Genomic DNA, 22,258 nt, shown 5'->3' with positions numbered 1-22,258 from the left:
CAAAGCGGCCCCCAGGCTTCAGCTTAATGCATATATTGCTGGGGCTGCCCTGCAGCCCTTTCGCGGCACAAGGCCGCTCCTACAGGGGCGTGCTGAATTCGACTTAAACCAGTTCTTTGAGCCGGTACCAAAGCATCCCCAGTGCCAGCAGCGGCGAGCGCAGCAACTTGCCGCCGGGGAAGGTGGTGTGCGGCACCTTGGCGAACAGATCGAAACGACCACTTTGCTGGCCGCTGATAGCCTCGCCGAGCAGGCGCCCGGCCAGGTGGGTGGCGTTGAGTCCATGGCCGGAATAGGCCTGGGCGTAATAGACGTTGGGCTGGCTGGCCAGGCGGCCGATCTGCGGCAGGCGGTTGGCGCCGATGCCGATCATGCCGCCCCATTGGTAATCGATGCGCACATCGGCCAGTTGCGGGAACACCTTGAGCATCTTCGGCCGCATGTAGGCGGCGATGTCCCTGGGGTCGCGCCCGGAATAGTGGCAGGCTCCGCCGAACAGCAGACGGTGGTCGGCCGACAACCGGTAATAGTCCAGCGCCACGCGCTGGTCGCACACCGCCATGTTCTGCGGTAGCAGCTGGCGTGCGCGTTCCGCGCCCAACGGCTCGGTGGCGATGACATAGCTGCCGGCTGGCAGCACCTTGCCGCCCAGCTCGCGGTTGAGGTCGTTGTGATAGGCGTTGCAGCACAGCACCAGGGTCTTGGCGCGTACCCGGCCTTGCGCGGTATGCACCTTCACTTCAGGGCCGTACTCGATACGGCTGACTTGCGACTGCTCGAACAGGCGCACACCCAGGCGGCTGGCCACGGCGGCTTCGCCCAGCGCCAGGTTGAGCGGGTGCAGGTGACCGGAGCCCATGTCGATCAGGCCGCCGACGTAGCGATCGGAGCCCACCACCGTATGCAGGTCGCCGGGCTGCACCAGGCGCAGTTCGTGGCGGTAGCCCAGGCTGCGCAGTTCCTCGGCGTCCTCGGCAAAACCTTGCAGCTCGGCGGGTTTGTTGGCCAGGTCGCAATAACCCCAGGTGAGGTCGCAGTCGATCGCATGGCGTTCGATACGCTCGCGGACGATTTCCACGGCCTCCAGGCCCATCAGTTTCAGGCTGTGCACACCGTCCGCGCCGATCACCGGGAGGAACTGCTCCAGGCCATGGCCGACCCCGCGAATGAGCTGGCCGCCGTTGCGCCCGCTGGCACCCCAGCCGATCTTGCGCGCTTCGAGGAGGATCACCGAAAGGCCACGTTCGGCCAGCTCGATGGCGGTGTTCAGGCCTGAGTAGCCACCACCGACGATGCACACGTCGGCGCTGTGTTCACCTTGCAGGAAGGGATGATCGGGATGGGGCGCGCTGCTGGCGGCATAGTAGGAGGCGGCGTGCTGCGCGCTGTGGATCATTGAGACGGCCCTGAGCGAATGGAGGGAGGTGGCGAGGATAAGCTCTGCTTTCGCGCCGGGGCAACCAGCGAGGGTAGCGAGGATCCTGTGGGAGCGGGTTTACCCGCGAATGGGCTTATAATCCATGCAGATCCTTTGATTCGTACCTTGTCATGTCCTGCAACCGCCACAAGATCCACTTCCTGCGTGAACTCATCCCCTCGTTCGAGTGCGAGCCTGGCTGCCATGACTGCTGCGGCCCGGTCACTACGTCCGCTGAAGAAATGGCCCGCTTGCCGCGCAAGACCCAGGCCGAGCAGGAAGCTGCCCTTGAACGCCTGGACTGCGTACACCTGGGGCCGCACGGCTGCACGGTGTATGACGAGCGCCCGATGATCTGCCGCCTGTTCGGCACCACGCCGCGCCTGGCCTGCCCCCGTGGCCGAGGGCCGGCGCAGCCTATCGAGCCGGCGGCCGAGCAACTGGTCCACCAGTTCATCGCCACGACCCGTCAAGTGCTGGTCTGAGGTCTCAGTCCGGGATCGGCAGGCACAGGCTCTCTTTCACTTCTTCCATCACGATGTAGCTCTTCGATTCGCGCACATGGGGCAGCTTGAGCAGGATGTCGCCGAGCAGCTTGCGGTACGAGGCCATCTCGGAAATGCGAGCTTTCACCAGGTAGTCGAAGTCACCCGACACCAGGTGGCACTCCAGCACGTGGGGCAGCTTGAGCACCGCGCGGCGGAACTCCTCGAAGGTGTCGCCGGACTTGTAATCCAGGCTGATCTCGACGAACACCAGCAGGCTGCCCTTCAGGTGCTGCGGGTTGAGGCGGGCGTTGTAGCCCATGATGATCCCCTCGCGCTCAAGGCGCCGTACGCGCTCGGTGCAGGGTGTGGTGGACAGCCCGACTTTCTCGCCCAGTTCGGTGAACGAGATGCGCCCGTCATTCTGCAGGATCCGCAGGATGTTGCGGTCGATCTTGTCCAGTTCACGCTTGCTCTGGTGCTGGGTTCTCATAGGGGATGCCCCTCCGTGAAAGGCGATATTGCCGAGAATTCTCGCCAAATATAGGCGTTTATATAGTGAATTGCACTGGGCTCTAGTTCATACAATGCGCGCATCCATGCCATATCAACAAAAGACTGCGGCGAGCCGCGTGCGAGGGATGAACAATGCGAGTGCTGGTACTTGGTAGCGGTGTCATCGGAACCGCCAGTGCCTACTATCTGGCCCGACAAGGTTTCGAGGTGACGGTGGTCGATCGCCAGCCGGCGGTGGCCATGGAAACCAGCTTTGCCAACGCCGGCCAGATCTCGCCCGGCTATGCCTCGCCCTGGGCCGCCCCAGGCGTGCCGCTCAAGGCCATCAAGTGGCTGCTCGAGCGCCACGCGCCCCTGGCCATCAAGCTGACCGGCGACGTCGACCAGTACCTGTGGATGGCGCAGATGTTGCGCAACTGCACGGCCAGCCGCTACGCGGTGAACAAGGAGCGCATGGTGCGTCTGTCCGAGTACAGCCGCGACTGCCTCGACGAACTGCGCGCCGAAACCGGCATTGCCTACGAAAACCGCAGCCTGGGCACCACCCAGCTGTTCCGCACCCAGGCCCAGATGGATGCCGCGGCCAAGGACATCGCCGTGCTCGAGCAGTCCGGCGTGCCTTACGAGTTGCTTGATCGCGACGGCATCGCCCGCGTCGAACCGGCCCTGGCCGGCGTCAAGGACATCCTGGCCGGCGCCCTGCGCCTGCCCAATGACCAGACCGGCGACTGCCAGCTGTTCACTACCAAGCTCGCCGACATGGCCATCAAGCTCGGCGTCGAGTTCCGCTTCGGCCAGGACATCCAGCGCCTGGACTTCGCCGGTGATCGCATCAATGGCGTGTGGATCGACGGCAAGCTGGAAACCGCCGACCGCTACGTGCTGGCGCTGGGCAGCTATTCGCCACAGATGCTCAAGCCGCTGGGTATCAAGGCACCGGTGTACCCGCTGAAGGGTTATTCGCTGACCGTGCCGATCACCAATGGCGACATGGCCCCGACCTCGACCATCCTCGATGAGACCTACAAGGTCGCCATCACCCGTTTCGATAACCGCATCCGCGTTGGCGGCATGGCTGAAATCGCCGGTTTTGACCTGTCGCTGAACCCGCGCCGACGCGAAACGCTGGAGATGATTGTCAACGACCTTTATCCTCGCGGCGGCGACCTGAGCCAGGCGAGCTTCTGGACCGGCCTGCGCCCGGCCACCCCGGACGGTACCCCAATTGTCGGTGCCACCGCGTTCCGTAACCTGTTCCTCAACACCGGTCACGGCACCCTGGGTTGGACCATGGCCTGCGGTTCCGGTCGCCTGCTGGCCGACCTGATCGCGCGCAAGAAGCCGCAGATCAGCGCTGAAGGCCTGGATATCTCGCGTTATGGCAACAGCCGCGAGATCGCCAAGCACGGCCAGCCGGCCCCCGCGCACCAGTAAGCGGGCGTCTGCGCCGGCCCTTTCGCGGGTAAACCCGCTCCCACACGGGCAGCACAATTCCTGTGGGAGCGGGTTTACCCGCGAAAAAGTCGACACTGTTCCCTCACCCCGGCGCGGTGGGTACCTACCCCCATCCGCCGCGCCGGGGATTTCTACATAACCAGAATTGCCAGAAGGCTGCCGCCATGCGTCCCGCCCGTGCCCTGATCGACCTCCAAGCCCTTCGTCACAACTACCGCCTCGCTCGTGAGCTGACCGGCGCCAAGGCCTTGGCCGTGGTCAAGGCCGATGCCTACGGCCATGGCGCGGTGCGCTGCGCCCTGGCCCTGGAAACCGAGGCCGACGGCTTTGCCGTGGCCTGCATCGAGGAAGCGCTGGAACTGCGCGCGGCGGGCATCAAGGCCCCCGTATTGCTGCTCGAAGGGTTCTTCGAGGCTGGCGAGCTGGCGCTGATTGCCGAGCATGACCTGTGGTGCGTGGTGCATTCGCCATGGCAGCTCGAAGCGATCGAGAAAAACCAGGTGCACAAGCCGCTGACCATCTGGCTGAAGATGGACACCGGCATGCACCGGGTCGGCGTGCACCCCAAGGACTACCACGACGCCTACCAGCGCCTGTTGGCCAGCGGCAAGGTGTCACGCATCGTGCTGATGAGCCACTTCGCCCGAGCCGACGAGCTGGACGCGGCTGCCACCGAACAGCAGGTCGCGGTGTTCGAGGCCGCCCGCCAGGGCCTGGCCGCCGAGTGCAGCCTGCGCAACTCGCCGGCGGTACTTGGCTGGCCGAACATCAAGAGCGACTGGGTCCGCCCGGGCATCCTGCTCTACGGCGCCACGCCCTTCGAAGTGCCGCAGGCCGAGGCTGCCCGCCTGCAGCCGGTGATGACCCTGCAATCGCGGATCATCAGCGTGCGCGAGCTGCCCGCTGGCGAACCGGTGGGCTACGGCGCCAAGTTCGTCAGCCCGCGGCCGACCCGGGTCGGCGTGGTTGCCATGGGTTACGCCGATGGCTACCCGCGCCAGGCGCCGACCGGCACCCCGGTGGTGGTGGCCGGCAAGCGCACTCAATTGATCGGCCGGGTATCGATGGACATGCTCTGCGTCGACCTCACCGAGGTGCCCGAGGCCACCGTCGGCAGCCCGGTCGAGTTGTGGGGCAAGCAGGTGCTGGCCAGCGATGTGGCGATGCAGGCCGGGACCATTCCGTACCAGATCTTCTGCAATCTCAAGCGCGTGCCACTGGACTATATCGGCGAATAAGGCGCTGAAGCGGACAGGCTGCGGGGCTGTGTGTTGTAAATACTGAACGGCATTGCCATCATATCGTTCACACTTCCCCCACCTCGACCGTTTCAGGAGGCTCCCGCTTTGGACGTCGGTGAACGACTGCAAGCCATCCGCAAGCTCAAGGGCCTGTCCCAGCGCGAACTCGCCAAGCGCGCGGGGGTGACCAACAGCACCATCTCGATGATCGAGAAGAACAGCGTGAGCCCCTCCATCAGCTCCCTGCGCAAGGTGCTCAGCGGTATCCCCATGTCGATGGTCGAGTTCTTCTCGGTCGAGCTGGCGCCGGAAAGCCCGACCCAGATCGTCTACAAGGCCCATGAGCTGATCGACATCTCCGATGGCGCGGTGACCATGAAGTTGGTCGGCAAGTCGCACCCCAATCGCGCCATTGCGTTCCTGACCGAAGTCTACCCGCCGGGTGCCGATACCGGCGCCGAAATGCTCACCCACGACGGCGAAGAGACCGGCATCCTCCTCGAAGGCCGCCTGGAGCTGGTGGTCGGCACCGAGATCTTCATCCTCGAGGCCGGCGACAGTTACTACTTCGAAAGCACCCGTCCGCACCGCTTCCGCAATCCGTTCGAGGAACCGGCCCGGCTGATCAGCGCCGCCACCCCGTCGAACTTTTGATCCAGCGCAGTGCATTGATTCGCCAATACCCTTTCCCAGAGTGTGGTCGTTTCACGCCTTCCGGGTTCCCGCTATACTTTTCAACGCTCGCAATTCCGTGGCCGCGGGCGTGATTAGCCACCATGAGGGTGTTCGCGTGAACCAAATCAAGAAGATGCTGGCCGTACCAGCAGCTGTATTCGCCCTTTGGGCAATGAGCGCAACCGCTGCAACCAACGACGACATCGCCAAGCGGCTCGAGCCGGTCGGCCAGGTGTGCGTCCAGGGCCAGGAATGCAAGGGCATGGAAGTGGCCGCCACTGCTGGCGGCGGCGGCGCCAAGACACCGGACGAAATCATCGCCAAGCATTGCAACGCTTGCCATGGCACTGGCCTGCTGAACGCACCGAAGATCGGTGACACCGCGGCGTGGAAAGAACGCGCCGATCATCAGGGCGGCCTCGATGGCATCCTGGCCAAGGCCATCACCGGTATCAACGCCATGCCGCCGAAGGGCACCTGCGCCGATTGCTCGGATGACGACCTGAAGGGTGCGATCAAGAAGATGTCCGGGCTGTGAGCCATAAATGAAATACACGAGGCCCGCCTATTTTGGTGGGCTTTGTTTTTTGCACATGTAGTCCGATAGGCCGATGCCTGGTATTTTTGCCAGTTCTCTGTTTCAGGCGTGGTGCTGATAATAATGCACCCCACCGAGGCAGAGGGTGCGTCATGATGGTCGACAAAAGAGTTAGTACATTATTAGCCGTGGCTCAGCAGCGTTCGGCGCTCACTAGAATCAGCCCCTGCTGTTTACCCCAGAACTTCGCCTTCCCACCTTACGGCTATCGCCCTGAGCTGACAATTGTCCTTGGTTTTAATGGCGAGCGACTAGAGCCGATAACCGGTCATTATCTTTTGGGTAATGGCTATCGAGCATTTAATCCAACGCTGATGCGCTTCAGTAGCCCAGACTCCCTGAGCCAATTTTCACGGGGTGGCTTGAATGCGTATGCATACTGCCTGGGGGATCCTGTAAACCATCGCGACCCAAGTGGTCACACCAAGGAGCGTAACTTTTTTAGCGCTTTCGAAAGATTTTTTCGGCAGGCACCGGATGTAATGGATGCTTCTCGTGCAGGTCAGAATTCGTTGCCGCTGAAGTTGATTTCTCTACATGGAAGCGATAAGGCAAATGAGCACTCATTGAAAAATCGGGTGTCGTTGGCGTTTTCGGAAAGGCAAGCTAATGGGCCTGGTTTCTATACTACGCCAGACTTTGAAAAGGCCTTGCACTACGCTAGAAATTCCAGTGACGGAGGGTATGTCTACGGAGTGTTTATGCGGCAGCCTGAAATTCTTGTGCCTGAAGTGCATTATAAACAGTACTCTTCAGGTGTGCTGGTGTTCCTTGAGCCTGCATTAGAGTTTCTTGTCGTGCGGAAAGAAATCGTGGGGCCCATGCATTTCAACGCTAAGTATGTAGAGTTTGCAAAATATTCAGGTCTCAAGTTTTCAAGGGATCTGAGCCATCCCTTGAGTACTTACACCGGTCCCTGGCAGGCGTGGTATATAATTGATCACTCGACCGGAATGAGGTCGGAGCCTGCAACCAACCCGAATGGACCACTGTCCAACCCCTGAACCCATGGACGACTCAGGAGGCCGAGATGTACCTCTGCTCCATTGATCAGGCTGTCGAGCAGACCCTGTCACGGCTCCCTGCCCATATCCATATGGGCCTTCCCCTGGGCTTGGGCAAGCCCAATGCCTTCGTCAATGCCTTGTATGCCCGGGTGAGTGAGCTGCCTGAGCGTCGGTTGACCATCTACACTGCCCTGTCGTTGGGCCGTCCATCTCTGGGCGATGGCTTGCAACGGCGCTTTATCGAACCCTTCATCGAGCGTGTGTTCGCCGACTACGAAGAACTCACCTACCTGGCCGACCTGCGTGCCGACCGGCTCCCGCCCAACATCCGCGTCGAGCAGTTCTTCATGCAACCCGGCAGCCTGCTACACAGCGACGCGGCGCAGCAGGACTATGTCAGCAGCAACTACAGCCACGCGGCCCGCGACATCAATGCCAAGGGCCTGAACCTGATCGCGCAATTGGTGGCGGCCACTTCCGAGCGGCCCGACCACTTGAGCCTGGCCTGCAACCCCGACATCACCCTCGACCTGCTGCCGATGATCGCTCGACGCCGTGCCGCGGGTGAAACCATCCTGGTGCTCGGCCAGGTCCACGAACAATTGCCCTACATGCCCGGGGACGCTGAGCTAAGTCTGGAGCAGTTCGATCTGCTGATCGACCAGCCCGAACGCCGTCGGCTGTTCTCCACGCCGAACATGCCGGTGAGCACCCAGGACCATTGCATCGGCCTGCATGCCAGCGCCCTGGTACGCGACGGTGGCACTTTGCAGATCGGCATCGGTGCCATGGGTGATGCGATAACGGCGGCGCTGCTGGCGCGCCAGGGCGACAACGAAGGCTATCGTGCGCTGCTCGATGAACTGGATATCGACCCATGGCGGGCGCTGATCGAGCGGGAAGGGGGGCTGGATACCTTCGCCCAGGGGCTGTACGGCTGCAGCGAGATGTTCGTCAACGGCCTGCTGGTGCTGGCCGAGGCCGGGGTGATACGTCGCCCTGCCGACGAGCAGGGCGTGCTGATCCATGGTGGGTTCTTTCTCGGGCCACGGGCGTTCTACCAGCGTCTGCGAGAGATGCCGTTGGAACAACGCGCACGGTTCGCCATGAGCGCCATCAGCTTCATCAACGAGCTTTACGGCCAGGAGGAGCGCAAGCGTCGTCAGCGTCGGGATGCGCGCTTCGTCAACACGGTGTTCGGCATGACCTTGCTAGGTGCTGGGGTTGCCGACCAGCTCGAGGATGGTCGGGTGCTCAGCGGTGTGGGCGGGCAATACAATTTCGTCGCCCAGGGGCATGCGCTGGAGGGTGGTCGCTCGATCCTGTTGCTGCGCAGCTGGCGCGAGACCGGTGGCGAAGTGACCTCGAATCTTTACTGGACCTACGGCCACTGCACCATCCCCCGACACCTGCGGGACATCGTGATCACCGAGTACGGCATCGCCGACTTGCGCGGGCAGACCGACAGCGAGGTGATTGCGCGGTTGCTGGCGATCAGTGATTCACGTTTTCAGCGCGAGCTGATGGAGCAGGCCAAGGGCGCGGGCAAGTTGGCCAAGGACTTCGAGCTGGATGCGCGGTTCATGGATAACACGCCTGAGCGGCTCGAGACTGTTCGGGCTCGGCATGCACGGTTGTTCCCGGAGTATCCACTGGGGGCTGATTTCACGGCAGAAGAGCGGGATTTGTTGCGGGCGCTGAACTGGCTCAAGAGCAAGTTCAAGCTGAGCGAGGTCTTGGAGCTGGGCAAGGCGGCACTGGATGCGCCGGGGCCCGAGGGGTATGCGGCACAGTTGGCGCGGATGCGGCTGGATGACCCGCAGGGTTTGAAGGAGGAGTTGTATCAGCGGTTGCTGCTGGCGGCGCTTCAGGCGACGCGATGATGCCGGGCATTCCCGGCCCCCTGTAGGAGCGGCCTTGTGTCGCGAAAGGGGCGCGTAGCGGCCCCAGGATTTCAGCGTTCATGCACAGATCGCCGGGGCCGCATTGCGGCCCTTTCGCGACACAAGGCCGCTCCTACAGGGTATGCGCAAGGCTTTACTCGATGAAGGTCACCACGCCACCTTCCAGCGACTTGACCCGGGCCAGCGATTCGACGCGATAGCCTTGGCTGTCCAGCTCGGCACGGCCGCCCTGGAACGACTTCTCGATGACGATACCCAGGCCGGCCACGGTCGCACCGGCTTGCTTGATGATCGAGATCAGCGCCTGCGACGCTTTGCCATTGGCCAGGAAGTCGTCGATCACCAGCACGCGGTCGCTGCTGTTGAGGTGGCGCGGGGAAATGGCCACGGTGTTCTCGGTCTGCTTGGTGAAGGAGTACACCGAGGCCGTCAGCAGGTTTTCGGTCAGGGTCAGCGACTGGTGCTTGCGGGCGAAGATCACCGGCACGCCGAGCTTCAGGCCGGTCATCACCGCCGGGGCGATGCCCGAGGCTTCGATGGTGACGATCTTGGTCACGCCAGAATCGGCGAACAGGCGGGCGAACTCGTCACCGATCAGCTGCATCAGCGCCGGGTCGATCTGGTGGTTGAGAAACGCATCGACTTTGAGTACCTGGTCGGAAAGCACGATGCCTTCTTCGCGAATCTTCTGCTGCAGTGCTTCCACTGTGTGTCTCCGATGTAACAAAGGTGGCCGCAATAAGCGGCAAAGTTAAAGAGTAATGGTTGATCAGCGTTTGAGCATTGCCCGGATATCGGCCAGGGCGTTGTTGCCGCGCGCGGCTTTCACTTCCACGGGCGCATCGTCCAGGCCTTCCCAGGCCAGGTCGTCCGGCGGCAGTTCGTCGAGGAACCGGCTCGGGGTGCAGTCGATGATTTCGCCGTACTGCTTGCGCTTGGCGGCGAAGGTGAAGGCCAGGGTCTGGCGTGCGCGGGTGATGCCCACGTAGGCCAGGCGACGTTCTTCCTCGATGGTGTCGGCCTCGATGCTCGAGCGGTGCGGGAGGATTTCCTCCTCCATGCCCATGATGAACACGTAGGGGAACTCCAGGCCTTTGGAGGCGTGCAGGGTCATCATCTGCACGCCCTCGGCGTTCTCTTCTTCTTCCTGCTGGCGCTCGAGCATGTCGCGCAGCACCAGCTTGCCGATGGCGTCCTCGATGGTCATGTCACCCTCTTCGTCCTTCTCGAGGGTGTTCTTCAACGCTTCGACCAGGAACCAGACGTTGCTGATACGGAACTCCGCGGCCTTGTCGCTGGCGGTCTGCTGGCGGATCCAGTTCTCGTAGTCGATGTCGCGGATCATCTCATGCAGCGTGGCGATCGGGTCTTCCAGGGCGACCTTGTGGCGTACCCCGTCGAGCCAGTGCTTGAAGCGCTGCAGGCGCTCGGTGTAGCGCGCGTCCAGGTGCTCGCCCAGGCCCAGCTCCTCGCTGGCGGCGTACATCGAGATGCCGCGCTCGGTGGAATAGTTGCCGAGCTTTTCCAGGGTGGTCGAGCCAATCTCGCGGCGCGGCACGTTGATCACCCGCAGGTAGGCGTTGTCGTCGTCCGGGTTCACCAGCAGGCGCAGGTAGGCCATCAGGTCTTTGACCTCCTGGCGGCCGAAGAAGCTGTTGCCGCCCGACAGGCGATACGGCACCTGGTGGTGCTGCAGCTTCAGTTCGATCAGCTTGGCCTGGTAGTTGCCCCGGTAGAGGATGGCGAAGTCGCTGTACGGCCGGTTGGTGCGCAGGTGCAGGGTGAGGATCTCCATGGCCACGCGTTCGGCCTCGGCTTCCTCGTTCTTGCAACGGATCACGCGGATCTCGTCGCCCACGCCCATCTCGCTCCACAGTTGCTTCTCGAACTCGTGGGGGTTGTTGGCGATCAGCACGTTGGCGCAGCGCAGGATGCGGCTGGTGGAGCGGTAGTTCTGCTCGAGCATCACCACTTTCAGGGAGGGGTAGTCCTCCTTGAGCAGCATCAGGTTTTCCGGGCGCGCGCCACGCCAGGCATAGATCGACTGGTCGTCGTCGCCAACCACGGTGAACTGGTTGCGCATGCCGATCAGCATCTTCACCAGCAGGTACTGGCTGGCGTTGGTGTCCTGGTATTCGTCCACCAGCAGGTAGCGCACGCGGTTCTGCCAGCGCTCGAGCACATCGGGGTGCTCCTGGAACAGCTTGACCGGTTGCAGGATCAGGTCGTCGAAGTCCACCGCGTTGAACGCCTTGAGCGTGCGCTGGTAGTGGGTGTAGACGATGGCGGCGGTCTGCTCGCGCGGGTTGCGGGCTTTTTCCAGGGCTTCGGGCGGCAGGATCAGGTCGTTCTTCCAGGCACCGATCATGTTCTTGATCTCGTCGATGCCGTCGTCGCCGGAGTATTCCTTCTGCATGATGTCCGACAGCAACGCCTTGATGTCGGACTCGTCGAAGATCGAGAACCCCGGCTTGTAGCCCAGGCGCTCGTGCTCCTTGCGGATGATGTTCAGGCCCAGGTTGTGGAAGGTACACACGGTCAGGCCCCGGCCTTCCCCCGGGCGCAGCAGGGTGCCGACCCGCTCCTTCATCTCGCGCGCGGCCTTGTTGGTGAAGGTCATGGCGACGATGTACTGGGCGCGGATGCCGCAGTTCTGGATAAGGTGGGCAATCTTGCGCGTGATCACGCTGGTCTTGCCGGAGCCTGCACCGGCGAGCACCAAAAGAGGGCCGCCGACGTAGTCTCGGGCTTCCTGTTGCCGGGGATTGAGTCGGGACATGCTAGAAACCGGGGGTCACCAGAAAATAGCCGCGCATTCTAGCAGGCATGGGGCCTTTAATGCGCGACCGTCTGACAGTGTGATGCAGGGCGCGAATCGGATTTGCCGCTTCTGCTACTTTCGCGCAGGATGCACGTCAGATTGCGTCGGGATGGCGGCCAGGGACAGGCAATGATTAAAAGTGAAAATCATTTTCACTTATTCGGGTAGGATTGCTCGCGCTCGCCGTTCCACCGTCCATGCCTTAAGGAGCCCGCTTGTCCACGCCTGTCGAACCCCTGCGTTTGCTGCTGTTGGCCGATGAGCCGGAATGGGCCGCGCAGTTGCGCGATTGCCTGCAGCCGATGGACGGCAGCGTCGTGCTGCTGACCGCGCCGAACTGGGCGGCGGTGGACAGCCTGTTCGCCCATGACCGCCAGGCGGTGGTCCTGGCCACGCCGGCCTTGCAGCCGGCGCCGGGGCGTTGCGAGCTGCCGACCATTCTGCTGCTGGAGCAGGAGCCAGGCAGTGCCCCGGTGGGGGTGAGCGACTGGCTGGTGCTGGCGCAATTGAGCACCGATACCTTGCGCCGCTCCCTGCGCCATGTCCGCGAACGCGGCGTGCTGGTGGCTACCTTGCAGCGCCTGGCCGAGCAGGACCCGTTGACCGGCATCGCCAACCGCCAGGGCTTCCAGGCCCTGCTGACTGCGCGCCTGGCCGAGAACGACGGCCGAGGCCTGGCCCTCGGTCATCTCGACCTCGACAACTTCCGTCATGTCAACGACGCCCTTGGCCACCAGGGCGGCGACCGCTTGATCCTGCAGGTGGTCGCCCGCCTGAAGAAGCAGCTGGAAGCCGGCGACCAGCTGGCGCGCCTGGGCAGCGACGAGTTCGCCTTGCTGATCGACACCCGCCGCGACGCCAACCGCGCCGAGTGGATGGCCGAGCGGATCATCGAGGCGCTGACCGAACCCTACTGGATCGACGGCGAGAGCTTGCTGCTCGGCTGCAGCCTGGGAATCGCCCATGCCCGCGCCCAGGCCGGCGCCGACCCGTTGATGTGGCATGCGCACATTGCCATGCGCCAGGCCAAGGGCAGCCAAGGCTGCACCTTTCACGTGTTCAACGAACGAATCAACCGCAACGCCCGCAGCCTCGCCGACCTGGAGAGCGAGCTGCGCCGCGCCCTGCGTCGTGACGAGCTGGAGCTGCACTATCAACCGCGGCTCAATCTCGCCGACGGCCGTATCGTCGGTCTGGAAGCGCTGGTGCGCTGGAACCATCCAGAGCGCGGTCTGCTGGCGCCGAGCGAATTCGTGCCGCTGGCCGAACAGAGCGGGTTGATCGTGCCGTTGGGCTACTGGGTGATCTCCCGGGCCCTGAGCGACATGCAGGCCCTGCGCGAGCGCGGCCTGGCACCGCTGCACATGGCGGTGAACCTGAGCTTCCGCCAGTTCCAGGACAGCCAGTTGCTGGCCACCCTGAGCCGGCTGATCGTCGAGCACGGCGTCGATGCTCGCTGGCTGGAGTTCGAGCTGACCGAGACCGCCGTGATGCGGCGCAACGAGCTGGTGCGCCAGACCATGGACGCCTTGGGGCGCCTGGGGGTGCGTTTTTCGCTGGACGATTTCGGGACCGGTTTCTCGTCGTTCGTGCACCTGAACAGCCTGCCGATCACCCTGCTCAAGGTCGACCGCAGCTTCGTCGGCGGCATGGAGCAGCGCGAGGAGAACGCCAAGCTGGTGCACGCGATGATCAACCTGGCGCACAACCTCAACCTGGAGGTGGTGGCCGAAGGGGTGGAGAGCGAGGAGCAACTGGCGCTGCTGCGGGCGTTCGGTTGCGACCAGGTGCAGGGGTTCCTGGTGAGCCGGCCGTTGCCGGTGGAGGCGTTGATCGAGTACCTGCTGCAGGTGCCGAGTCCGGGTCTGGTGCAGACCTTGTAGATCCCATGCAGCCTTTTCGCGGCACAAGGCCGCTCCTACAGGTGTTCGCGGTCTTCTGTAGGAGCGGCCTTGTGCCGCGAAAAGGGGCGCAAAGCGCCCCCAGCAATTTCAAACCGTGAAGATGATCAACCGACCAGCATGCGCCCGGTCTCTTCCAGGTTCTCGTGCCAGCTCAGCGCTTCACGCAGGATATGCGGGGTATGCCCGCCACGCTGGCAGGCGCGCTCGAAGTAATCGTTGAGCGCCGCGCGGTAGTCCGGGTGCACGCAGTTGTCGATGATCACCCGGGCACGTTCGCGCGGCGCCAGGCCACGCAGGTCGGCCAGGCCCACCTCGGTCACCAGGATGTCCACGTCGTGCTCGGTGTGGTCGACATGGCTGACCATCGGCACCACGCTGGAAATCGCGCCGCCCTTGGCGATCGACTTGGTGACGAAGATCGCCAGGTGCGCGTTGCGGGCGAAGTCGCCCGAGCCACCGATGCCGTTCATCATCTTGGTGCCGCAGACGTGGGTCGAGTTGACGTTGCCGTAGATGTCGAACTCCAGCGCCGTGTTGATGCCGATGATCCCCAGGCGACGGACCACTTCAGGGTGGTTGGAGATTTCCTGCGGGCGCAGTACCAGCTTGTCTTTGTAGCGCTCCAGATTGCCGAACACATCCGCGTTGCGGCGGCTCGACAGGGTGATCGAGCTGCCCGAGGCGAAGCTCAGCTTGCCGGCGTCGATCAGGTCGAAGGTCGAGTCCTGCAGCACTTCGGAGTACATGGTCAGGTTTTCGAACGGTGACTCGATCAGGCCGCACATCACCGCGTTGGCGATGCTGCCGATACCGGCCTGCAGCGGGCCGAGGTTGTTGCTCATGCGCCCGGCCTCCACTTCGCCCTTGAGGAAGGTGATCAGGTGGTCGGCGATGCCCTGGGTCTCGTGGTCCGGTGGCAGTACGGTGGACGGCGAGTCCGGCTGGTCGCTGATGACGATGCCGACGATCTTGGCCGGGTCGATCGGGATCGCGGTGCTACCGATGCGGTCATCGACTTTCACCAGCGGGATCGGTGTACGGGTTGGGCGGTAGGTCGGGATGTAGATGTCGTGCAGGCCTTCGAGGTTGGCATTGTGCGACAGGTTGATCTCGACGATGACCTGCTTGGCGAAGATCGCGAAGCTGGCCGAGTTGCCGACGGAGGTGGTTGGCACGATGTGGCCCTGTTCGGTGATTGCCACCGCCTCGATGACCGCGATGTCCGGCAGGGTCAGCTGCTTGTTGCGCAGTTGCTCGACGGTTTCCGACAGGTGCTGGTCGATGAACATCACCTTGCCGTCGTTGATGGCCTTGCGCAGGGTGCTGTCGACCTGGAACGGCATGCGTCGGGCCAGCACGCCGGCCTCGGTCAGTTGTTTGTCGAGGTCGTTGCCCAGGCTGGCGCCGGTCATCAGGCTGATCTTCAGCGGCGACTGTTTCGCGCGCTCGGCCAGTGCGTGAGGCACGGCCTTGGCTTCGCCGGCGCGGGTGAAGCCGCTCATGCCGACGGTCATGCCGTCCTCGATCAGGCCAGCGGCATCAGCCGCACTCATTACCTTGCTGTGCAGGGAGGACAAGCGGATACGATCACGGTACATGGATTGTTATCTCAGGCTACTGAAGCTACTGGAAGCGCAGTCTAGAGATTTACCCCCGTGCCGTCCCGCGACCATGGTCGTAGGCGAGGCCCGGAAGTAGAGCCGTTGATCTGGATCATGCGAATGCGACAAACCCCGGGAATGGCTTCCCGGGGTTTGTTGGTGCGCAGGGCGTAGCCCGAGGATCTACTCCACCGCCTTGACCATGTCCTCGATGACCTTCTTCGCGTCGCCGAACACCATCATGGTCTTGTCCAGGTAGAACAGTTCGTTGTCCAGGCCTGCATAGCCGCTGGCCATGGAGCGCTTGTTGACGATGATGGTCTTGGCCTTGAACGCCTCGAGGATCGGCATGCCGGCGATTGGCGACTTTGGATCGTTCTTCGCCGCCGGGTTGACCACGTCGTTGGCGCCCAGCACCAGGACCACGTCGGCCTGGCCGAACTCGGCGTTGATGTCTTCCATCTCGAACACCTGGTCGTACGGCACCTCGGCCTCGGCCAGCAGCACGTTCATGTGCCCGGGCATGCGCCCTGCCACCGGGTGGATCGCGTACTTCACGGTCACGCCGTTGTGGGTCAGCTTCTCGGTCAGTTCCTTGAGCGCATGCTGGGCGCGGGCCACCGCCAGGCCATAGCCAGGGACGATGATCACGCTGTCGGCGTTGCTCAGCAGGAAGGTGGCGTCGTCGGCCGAACCGGATTTCACCGGGCGTTGCTCCTTCGAACCCTGCGCCGCGCTGGTGTCGGTGTCGCCACCGAAACCGCCGAGGATCACGTTGAAGAACGAACGGTTCATCGCCTTGCACATGATGTACGAGAGGATCGCACCGCTGGAGCCCACCAGGGAGCCGGCGATAATCAGCATCGAGTTGTTCAGCGAGAAGCCGATACCCGCTGCCGCCCAGCCCGAGTAGCTGTTGAGCATCGACACCACCACCGGCATATCGGCGCCGCCGATCGGGATGATGATCAGCACGCCCATGATGAAGGCCAGGGCCAACATCAAGGTGAAGGCGCTGTAGTGGCCGGTGAAGGTGAACAGCAGTCCCAGGGCGATAGTGGCCAGGCCCAGGATCAGGTTCAGCTTGTGCTGGCCGGCGAACTGTACCGGTGCGCCTTGGAACAGGCGGAACTTGTACTTGCCCGAGAGCTTGCCGAAAGCGATCACCGAACCCGAGAAGGTGATCGCACCGATGGCCGCGCCAAGGAACAGTTCCAGGCGGTTGCCGGTGGGGATCGGGTCGCTGATGGTGGCAACGATGCCCAGCGACTGCGGCTCGAGCACCGCGGCAATGGCGATGAACACCGCGGCCAGGCCGATCATGCTGTGCATGAAGGCGACCAGTTCGGGCATCTTGGTCATTTCGACGCGCTTGGCCATGATCGAGCCGGCCGTGCCGCCGACCAGCAGGCCGACGATCACGTAGCCGATGCCGGCCGTGGCGAGCTCGGCGCCGAGCTTATAGATGAGGCCGACCGTGGTGAGGATCGCGATACCCATGCCGATCATGCCGAACAGGTTGCCACGGCGTGAGGTGGTCGGGTGCGAAAGGCCCTTGAGCGCCTGGATGAAGCAGACCGAGGCGACCAGGTACAGAAGCGTTACCAGATTCATGCTCATGCTTACTTCTGCGCCTCGTTCTTGGTTTTCTTCTTGAACATTTCCAGCATGCGGCGGGTGACCAGGAAGCCACCGAACACGTTGACTGCGGCCAGCGCCACGGCCAGGGTGCCCATGACCTTGCCGGCCGGGGTGACGGTCAGCGCCGCGGCCAGCATGGCGCCGACGATGACGATCGCGGAAATGGCGTTGGTGACCGCCATCAGCGGGGTGTGCAGGGCCGGGGTAACGTTCCACACCACGTGGTAGCCCACGTAGATGGCCAGCACGAAGATGATCAGGTTGTAGATGCCGTGGGAAATCAGCAGGTCTTCCATTGTCGTGCTCCTCAGCCGTTCTTGCGCACGACCTGGCCGTCGCGGCACATCAGGCACGCGGCGACAATGTCGTCTTCGAGGTTGATGACCAGGTTGCCGTCCTTGTCGAACAGCAGCTTCATGAAGTCCAGCAGGTTGCGCGCGTACAACGCCGAGGCGTCGGCGCCGAGCTGGGCTGGCAGATTGGTCGGGCCGACAATGGTCACGCCGTTCTCCATCACTACCTGGTCGGCCACGGTCAGCGGGCAGTTACCGCCCTGGGCCGCGGCCAGGTCGATGACCACCGAGCCGGGTTTCATCTGTGCCACGGTTTCGGCGCTGAGCAGGGTCGGCGCCTTGCGCCCGGGGATCAGCGCGGTGGTGATGACGATATCGGCCTGCCTGGCGCGCTCGTGCACGGCCTGGGCCTGGCGCTGCATCCAGCTGGCGGGCATCGGCCGGGCATAGCCGCCGACGCCTTCGGCGCACTCGCGCTCCTCGTCGGTTTCGTAGGGCACGTCGATGAACTTGGCGCCGAGGGACTCGATCTGCTCCTTCACCGCCGGACGCACGTCGGAGGCCTCGATCACCGCGCCCAGGCGCTTGGCCGTGGCGATGGCCTGCAAGCCGGCCACGCCGGCACCGAGGATCAGCACGCGGGCGGCCTTCACGGTACCGGCGGCGGTCATCAGCATGGGCATGAAGCGCGGGTAGTGATGGGCCGCCAGCAGCACGGCCTTGTAGCCGGCGATGTTGGCCTGCGACGACAGCACATCGAGGCTCTGCGCGCGCGAGGTGCGGGGGGCCGCCTCCAGGGCGAAAGCGGTGATGCCGCGCTCGGCCATCTTGGCGATCAGTTCGTTGTTGAACGGGTTGAGCATGCCCGCCAGCAGGCTGTTGCTGTTGATCAGCGCCAGTTCCTGGTCATTGGGCGCGACCACCTTGAGCACCAGTTGCGCGCCAAAGGCGTCGGCGGCTTCGCCCAATGTGGCGCCCACGGCCTCATAGGCACTGTCCGGAATGCTGGCCTTGAGCCCTGCTCCCCGTTGCACGGTGACCTGATGACCCTGGCCAACCAGTTTCTTGATGGTTTCCGGGGTCGCGGCGACCCTTGTCTCACCCGTCTGCGTCTCGAGAGGAACACCAATGTGCACGACTTTGTCTCCTGCGGTGACCTTTTGTCTTTATAGGAACCAGCGCACTTCGGCTGGTGCGGCTGGGCGGTCGTAGAGCACGACCCCGCCGAATCCGGGGCGGGGAGGCATTTTGCAGACGAACCTTGGGGCCTTCAACCGGTTCTGAAGCGAAACGAAGTCAAAACTACAAGTCACCCTGTGACCGTATGTCGCAACAATTTGTTTCCAGCCCGTCAAGCACGCGCTATTCGGAGCTTAGGAGAAAAATAGAAAATATTTCCGCTGTTTTCGTTCGCGGCTCGCTGAGTTGTGCCAGAAACGCTGCAAACCCGCGCAGTCACTAGGGTTGATGCGTTTTTCAGGATAAACGGAACAGTTTACGAATTTGCGACAAATCCATATATCTGTAGGTGTTAAAAATAATTGACTACGGAGTCAGCTTATTTCGATCCGGTGCTGTTTTCGGCGGTGTACTGCTGCGCCTGCGCCACCAGCCAATCGCGGAACGCCCGTAGCGAGGCGGACTCCACCTTTCGCTCGGGGATCATCAGATGGTAGGCCTTGTCGCTGGCCAGGGCATGCCTGTTAGCGACCACCAGTCGGCCTTCCTGCAGCTCGCGCTGGATCAGGAATGGCGGGATCAGGGCGATGCCCATCTCGTGCATGGCAGCCTGGGCCAGCATCGAGAACAGTTCATAACGTGGGCCGGCCATGTCTCGCTCGATGCTCATGTCCAGGCTGTCGAACCACTGCCGCCAGGCGTAGGGACGGGTGGTCTGCTGCAGCAGCGGCAGTTCGGCGATGCGCTGGGCGTCGAGGCCATCCAGCCCGGCCAGCAGCGCCGGGCTGCAGACCGGCATCGGGTGCTCGCCCATCAGCCGGTGGGCCTGGGTGCCCGACCAGTCGGCGTCGCCGAAATAGATGGCGGCGTCGAAGGCGGTGTCGGCGAACAGGAACGGGCGGGTGCGGTTGGTCAGGTTGACCGTGACCTCCGGATGGCGCTGCTGGAAGTCCTTCAGGCGTGGCAGCAACCATTGCGTGCCGAAGGTGGGCACCACCGCCAACTCGATCACGTTGGCGCCTTGTTGGCGCATCACCGACAGGGTATCGCGCTCGACCGCATCCAATTGCGCCGCTACCTGGCGACTGTACGACAACCCGGCCTCGGTCAGTTTCACGCCACGGCGCGAGCGACGAAACAACTCGACATTGAGGAAGGCTTCCAGGCCGCCGATTTGCCGACAGACGGCGCCCTGGGTCAGGGCCAACTCGTGGGCGGCCTTGGTGAAGCTCTCATGGCGCGCCGCGGCTTCGAAGCAGACCAGGGCGGTGGTGCTGGGGATCTTGCGGCGCATGTACGTCAACCTCACTTGTTGGCCGTTCAATACAGCGTTTGGCTGTTCCTGGAGTGAGAAAATATCACTAAAGCGTGCGCAATCCTCGTTTGTTCCGCTGGCCGATCAGGCCTAGGATCAATGCATCACAACAATTCGTTTCCCATCGTTTGAGGAATCCGCACATGGCCGGTAAAGCAAGCTTCAACTGGATCGACCCGCTGTTGCTCGACCAGCAGCTCACTGAAGAAGAGCGCATGGTCCGCGACAGCGCCTATCAGTTCGCCCAGGACAAGCTGGCACCGCGTGTGCTGGAGGCGTTCCGCCATGAACAGACGGACCCGGCGATCTTCCGCGAGATGGGCGAAGTCGGCCTGCTGGGCGCGACCATCCCGGAGCAATACGGCGGCAGTGGCCTCAATTATGTGTGCTATGGCCTGATTGCCCGCGAGGTGGAGCGTATCGATTCGGGCTACCGCTCGATGATGAGCGTGCAGTCGTCGCTGGTGATGGTGCCGATCAACGAGTTCGGTACCGAAGCGCAGAAGCAGAAGTACCTGCCGAAGCTGGCCAGTGGCGAATGGATCGGCTGTTTCGGCCTGACCGAGCCCAACCATGGTTCCGACCCAGGCTCGATGATCACTCGGGCGCGCAAGGTCGATGGTGGCTACCGTCTGACGGGCGCCAAGATGTGGATCACCAACAGCCCGATCGCCGATGTGTTCGTGGTCTGGGCCAAGGATGATGCCGGTGATATCCGTGGCTTTGTGCTGGAAAAGGGCTGGGAAGGCCTCAGTGCCCCGGCGATTCACGGCAAGGTCGGCCTGCGCGCTTCGATCACCGGTGAGATCGTCATGGATAACGTGTTCGTGCCGGAAGAGAACATCTTCCCCGATGTGCGCGGCTTGAAAGGCCCGTTCACCTGCCTGAACTCGGCCCGCTACGGCATCTCCTGGGGCGCCCTGGGCGCTGCCGAAGCCTGCTGGCATACCGCGCGCCAGTACACCCTGGACCGTCAGCAGTTCGGTCGCCCGCTGGCTGCCAACCAGCTGATCCAGAAGAAACTGGCCGACATGCAGACCGAGATCACCCTGGCGCTGCAAGGCTGCCTGCGTCTGGGACGCATGAAGGATGAAGGTACCGCAGCGGTCGAGATCACCTCGATCATGAAGCGCAATTCCTGCGGCAAGGCCCTGGATATCGCTCGCCTGGCGCGTGACATGCTGGGCGGCAACGGTATCTCCGACGAGTTCGGCGTGGCTCGCCACCTGGTCAACCTTGAGGTGGTCAACACCTATGAAGGCACCCACGACGTGCATGCGCTGATCCTCGGGCGTGCGCAGACCGGCATTCAGGCGTTCTATTAATAGAGGAGCCAGGCCATGGGCGCGCTTTCCCATCTGCGGGTGCTGGATCTTTCCCGGGTGCTGGCTGGCCCATGGTCTGGCCAGATCCTGGCTGACCTTGGGGCGGATGTGATCAAGGTCGAACGCCCGGGTGCGGGTGACGATACTCGCTCCTGGGGGCCGCCTTTCCTTAAGGACAGTCGCGGCGAGAACACCAGCGAGGCAGCCTATTACCTGTCGGCCAATCGCAACAAGCGTTCGGTGACCATCGATTTCACTCAGCCGGAAGGCCAGCGCCTGGTGCGCGAGTTGGCGGCGAAGTCGGATATCGTCATCGAAAACTTCAAGGTAGGCGGCCTGGCAGCGTATGGGCTGGATTACGAGAGCCTCAAGGCCGTCAATCCGAAGCTTATCTATTGCTCGATCACCGGCTTTGGCCAGACCGGACCCTATGCCAAGCGTGCTGGCTACGACTTCATGATCCAGGGGTTGGGCGGCTTGATGAGCCTGACCGGGCGCCCGGAGGGCGAAGAGGGTGCTGGGCCGATGAAGGTGGGGGTGGCACTTACCGACATCCTCACCGGGTTGTATTCCACCGTGGCGATCCTGGCGGCGTTGGCCCATCGTGACCAGGCCGGGGTTGGCCAGCATATCGACATGGCGTTGCTGGATGTGCAAGTGGCCTGCCTGGCCAACCAGGCGATGAACTATCTCACCACGGGTACGCCGCCACGCCGATTGGGCAATGCGCATCCGAACATCGTGCCGTACCAGGATTTCCCGACGGCCGATGGCGATTTCATCCTTACCGTGGGGAATGACGGGCAGTTCCGCAAGTTTGCGGAAGTGGCGGGGCAGGCGCAGTGGGCGGATGATCCGCGGTTCGCTACCAACAAGCAGCG

Annotated in this window: 19 protein-coding genes (1 of these 19 only partly in view); 10 read left to right on the top strand and 9 right to left on the bottom strand. The window is 63.0% G+C overall.

From position 1 onward, the window contains the following. Positions 1-103: 103 nt before the first annotated feature. Positions 104-1,396 (bottom strand): NAD(P)/FAD-dependent oxidoreductase, encoded by a 1,293-nt coding sequence (locus tag HU772_RS24275; RefSeq protein WP_186653108.1) that lies wholly within the window; start codon positions 1,394-1,396, stop codon positions 104-106. Between the two features lie 152 nt (positions 1,397-1,548). Here HU772_RS24275 and HU772_RS24270 point away from each other — a divergent pair, with 152 nt between their 5' ends. Beyond that, positions 1,549-1,902 carry a YkgJ family cysteine cluster protein gene (locus HU772_RS24270; protein ID WP_186653111.1) on the top strand — a complete coding sequence of 118 codons (354 nt, stop codon included), beginning with the start codon at positions 1,549-1,551 and terminating at the stop codon, positions 1,900-1,902. A 4-nt stretch (positions 1,903-1,906) separates the two neighbouring features. On the opposite strand, the gene dadR is transcribed toward HU772_RS24270, so the two are convergent. After that, positions 1,907-2,395, bottom strand: a complete 489-nt coding sequence (gene dadR / locus HU772_RS24265) for a transcriptional regulator DadR (RefSeq protein ID WP_003258963.1) — start codon at positions 2,393-2,395, stop codon at positions 1,907-1,909. A 155-nt stretch (positions 2,396-2,550) separates the two neighbouring features. Between dadR and dadA the strand changes: the two genes are divergently transcribed. From dadA to HU772_RS24235, 6 genes are all read left to right on the top strand, one after another. Then, on the top strand, positions 2,551-3,852 hold the full coding sequence (gene dadA / locus HU772_RS24260) for a D-amino acid dehydrogenase (RefSeq protein WP_186653114.1): 1,302 nt from the start codon (positions 2,551-2,553) through the stop codon (positions 3,850-3,852). Positions 3,853-4,037: 185 nt separating this feature from the next. After that, positions 4,038-5,111, top strand: a complete 1,074-nt coding sequence (gene alr, locus HU772_RS24255; protein ID WP_186653116.1) for an alanine racemase — start codon at positions 4,038-4,040, stop codon at positions 5,109-5,111. Positions 5,112-5,219: 108 nt separating this feature from the next. Beyond that, positions 5,220-5,768 carry a cupin domain-containing protein gene (locus HU772_RS24250; RefSeq protein WP_023629132.1) on the top strand — a complete coding sequence of 183 codons (549 nt, stop codon included), beginning with the start codon at positions 5,220-5,222 and terminating at the stop codon, positions 5,766-5,768. Between the two features lie 154 nt (positions 5,769-5,922). Next, the gene (locus HU772_RS24245; protein WP_186653186.1) at positions 5,923-6,327 is read left to right on the top strand and encodes a c-type cytochrome; all 405 of its coding nucleotides are present in this window, start codon (positions 5,923-5,925) and stop codon (positions 6,325-6,327) included. A gap of 152 nt (positions 6,328-6,479) precedes the next feature. Then, on the top strand, positions 6,480-7,391 hold the full coding sequence (locus HU772_RS24240; protein ID WP_186653119.1) for an RHS repeat-associated core domain-containing protein: 912 nt from the start codon (positions 6,480-6,482) through the stop codon (positions 7,389-7,391). Positions 7,392-7,417: 26 nt separating this feature from the next. Beyond that, positions 7,418-9,277, top strand: a complete 1,860-nt coding sequence (locus HU772_RS24235) for an acetyl-CoA hydrolase/transferase C-terminal domain-containing protein (RefSeq protein ID WP_186653121.1) — start codon at positions 7,418-7,420, stop codon at positions 9,275-9,277. A 154-nt stretch (positions 9,278-9,431) separates the two neighbouring features. Here HU772_RS24235 and HU772_RS24230 read toward each other — a convergent pair whose 3' ends face one another. Next, positions 9,432-10,004, bottom strand: coding sequence for a xanthine phosphoribosyltransferase (locus tag HU772_RS24230; RefSeq protein WP_011536381.1), 573 nt, complete (start codon positions 10,002-10,004; stop codon positions 9,432-9,434). Between the two features lie 63 nt (positions 10,005-10,067). Further along, entirely contained in the window at positions 10,068-12,077 is a 2,010-nt protein-coding gene (gene rep, locus HU772_RS24225; protein ID WP_186653123.1) for a DNA helicase Rep, read from the bottom strand. Positions 12,078-12,334: 257 nt separating this feature from the next. Between rep and HU772_RS24220 the strand changes: the two genes are divergently transcribed. Beyond that, positions 12,335-14,002, top strand: coding sequence for a putative bifunctional diguanylate cyclase/phosphodiesterase (locus tag HU772_RS24220; RefSeq protein WP_186653126.1), 1,668 nt, complete (start codon positions 12,335-12,337; stop codon positions 14,000-14,002). 125 nt (positions 14,003-14,127) lie between these two features. On the opposite strand, the gene scpC is transcribed toward HU772_RS24220, so the two are convergent. The 5 genes from scpC to HU772_RS24195 all read right to left on the bottom strand — a co-directional run bounded on the left by scpC (position 14,128) and on the right by HU772_RS24195 (position 20,031). Further along, a complete protein-coding gene (gene scpC, locus HU772_RS24215) occupies positions 14,128-15,621 on the bottom strand; it encodes a succinyl-CoA:acetate CoA-transferase ScpC (protein WP_186653128.1) in 1,494 nt (497 codons plus the stop codon). A gap of 186 nt (positions 15,622-15,807) precedes the next feature. Then, the gene (locus tag HU772_RS24210) at positions 15,808-17,244 is read right to left on the bottom strand and encodes an NAD(P)(+) transhydrogenase (Re/Si-specific) subunit beta (protein ID WP_186653131.1); all 1,437 of its coding nucleotides are present in this window, start codon (positions 17,242-17,244) and stop codon (positions 15,808-15,810) included. Positions 17,245-17,246: 2 nt separating this feature from the next. After that, a complete protein-coding gene (locus tag HU772_RS24205; protein ID WP_110995049.1) occupies positions 17,247-17,561 on the bottom strand; it encodes an NAD(P) transhydrogenase subunit alpha part 2 in 315 nt (104 codons plus the stop codon). Positions 17,562-17,572: 11 nt separating this feature from the next. Next, positions 17,573-18,694, bottom strand: a complete 1,122-nt coding sequence (locus tag HU772_RS24200) for a Re/Si-specific NAD(P)(+) transhydrogenase subunit alpha (RefSeq protein WP_186653142.1) — start codon at positions 18,692-18,694, stop codon at positions 17,573-17,575. Between the two features lie 422 nt (positions 18,695-19,116). Next, positions 19,117-20,031 carry a LysR family transcriptional regulator gene (locus HU772_RS24195; RefSeq protein ID WP_186653145.1) on the bottom strand — a complete coding sequence of 305 codons (915 nt, stop codon included), beginning with the start codon at positions 20,029-20,031 and terminating at the stop codon, positions 19,117-19,119. A gap of 164 nt (positions 20,032-20,195) precedes the next feature. Between HU772_RS24195 and HU772_RS24190 the strand changes: the two genes are divergently transcribed. Both HU772_RS24190 and HU772_RS24185 read left to right on the top strand, forming a co-directional pair. Beyond that, positions 20,196-21,377 (top strand): acyl-CoA dehydrogenase, encoded by a 1,182-nt coding sequence (locus HU772_RS24190; RefSeq protein WP_186653149.1) that lies wholly within the window; start codon positions 20,196-20,198, stop codon positions 21,375-21,377. 15 nt (positions 21,378-21,392) lie between these two features. Continuing rightward, on the top strand, positions 21,393-22,258 hold the 5' portion of the coding sequence (locus HU772_RS24185) for a CaiB/BaiF CoA transferase family protein (RefSeq protein ID WP_186653152.1). 355 nt of this gene lie beyond the right edge of the window; 866 of the gene's 1,221 nt are visible here — the first part of the coding sequence; its start codon is at positions 21,393-21,395; the stop codon falls past the right edge of the window.

This window comes from Pseudomonas xantholysinigenes, assembly GCF_014268885.2.
Lineage (GTDB): Bacteria > Pseudomonadota > Gammaproteobacteria > Pseudomonadales > Pseudomonadaceae > Aquipseudomonas > Aquipseudomonas xantholysinigenes.
Note: the sequence above shows the minus strand (reverse complement) of the source record. Positions and strands in the feature narration are given on the sequence as shown.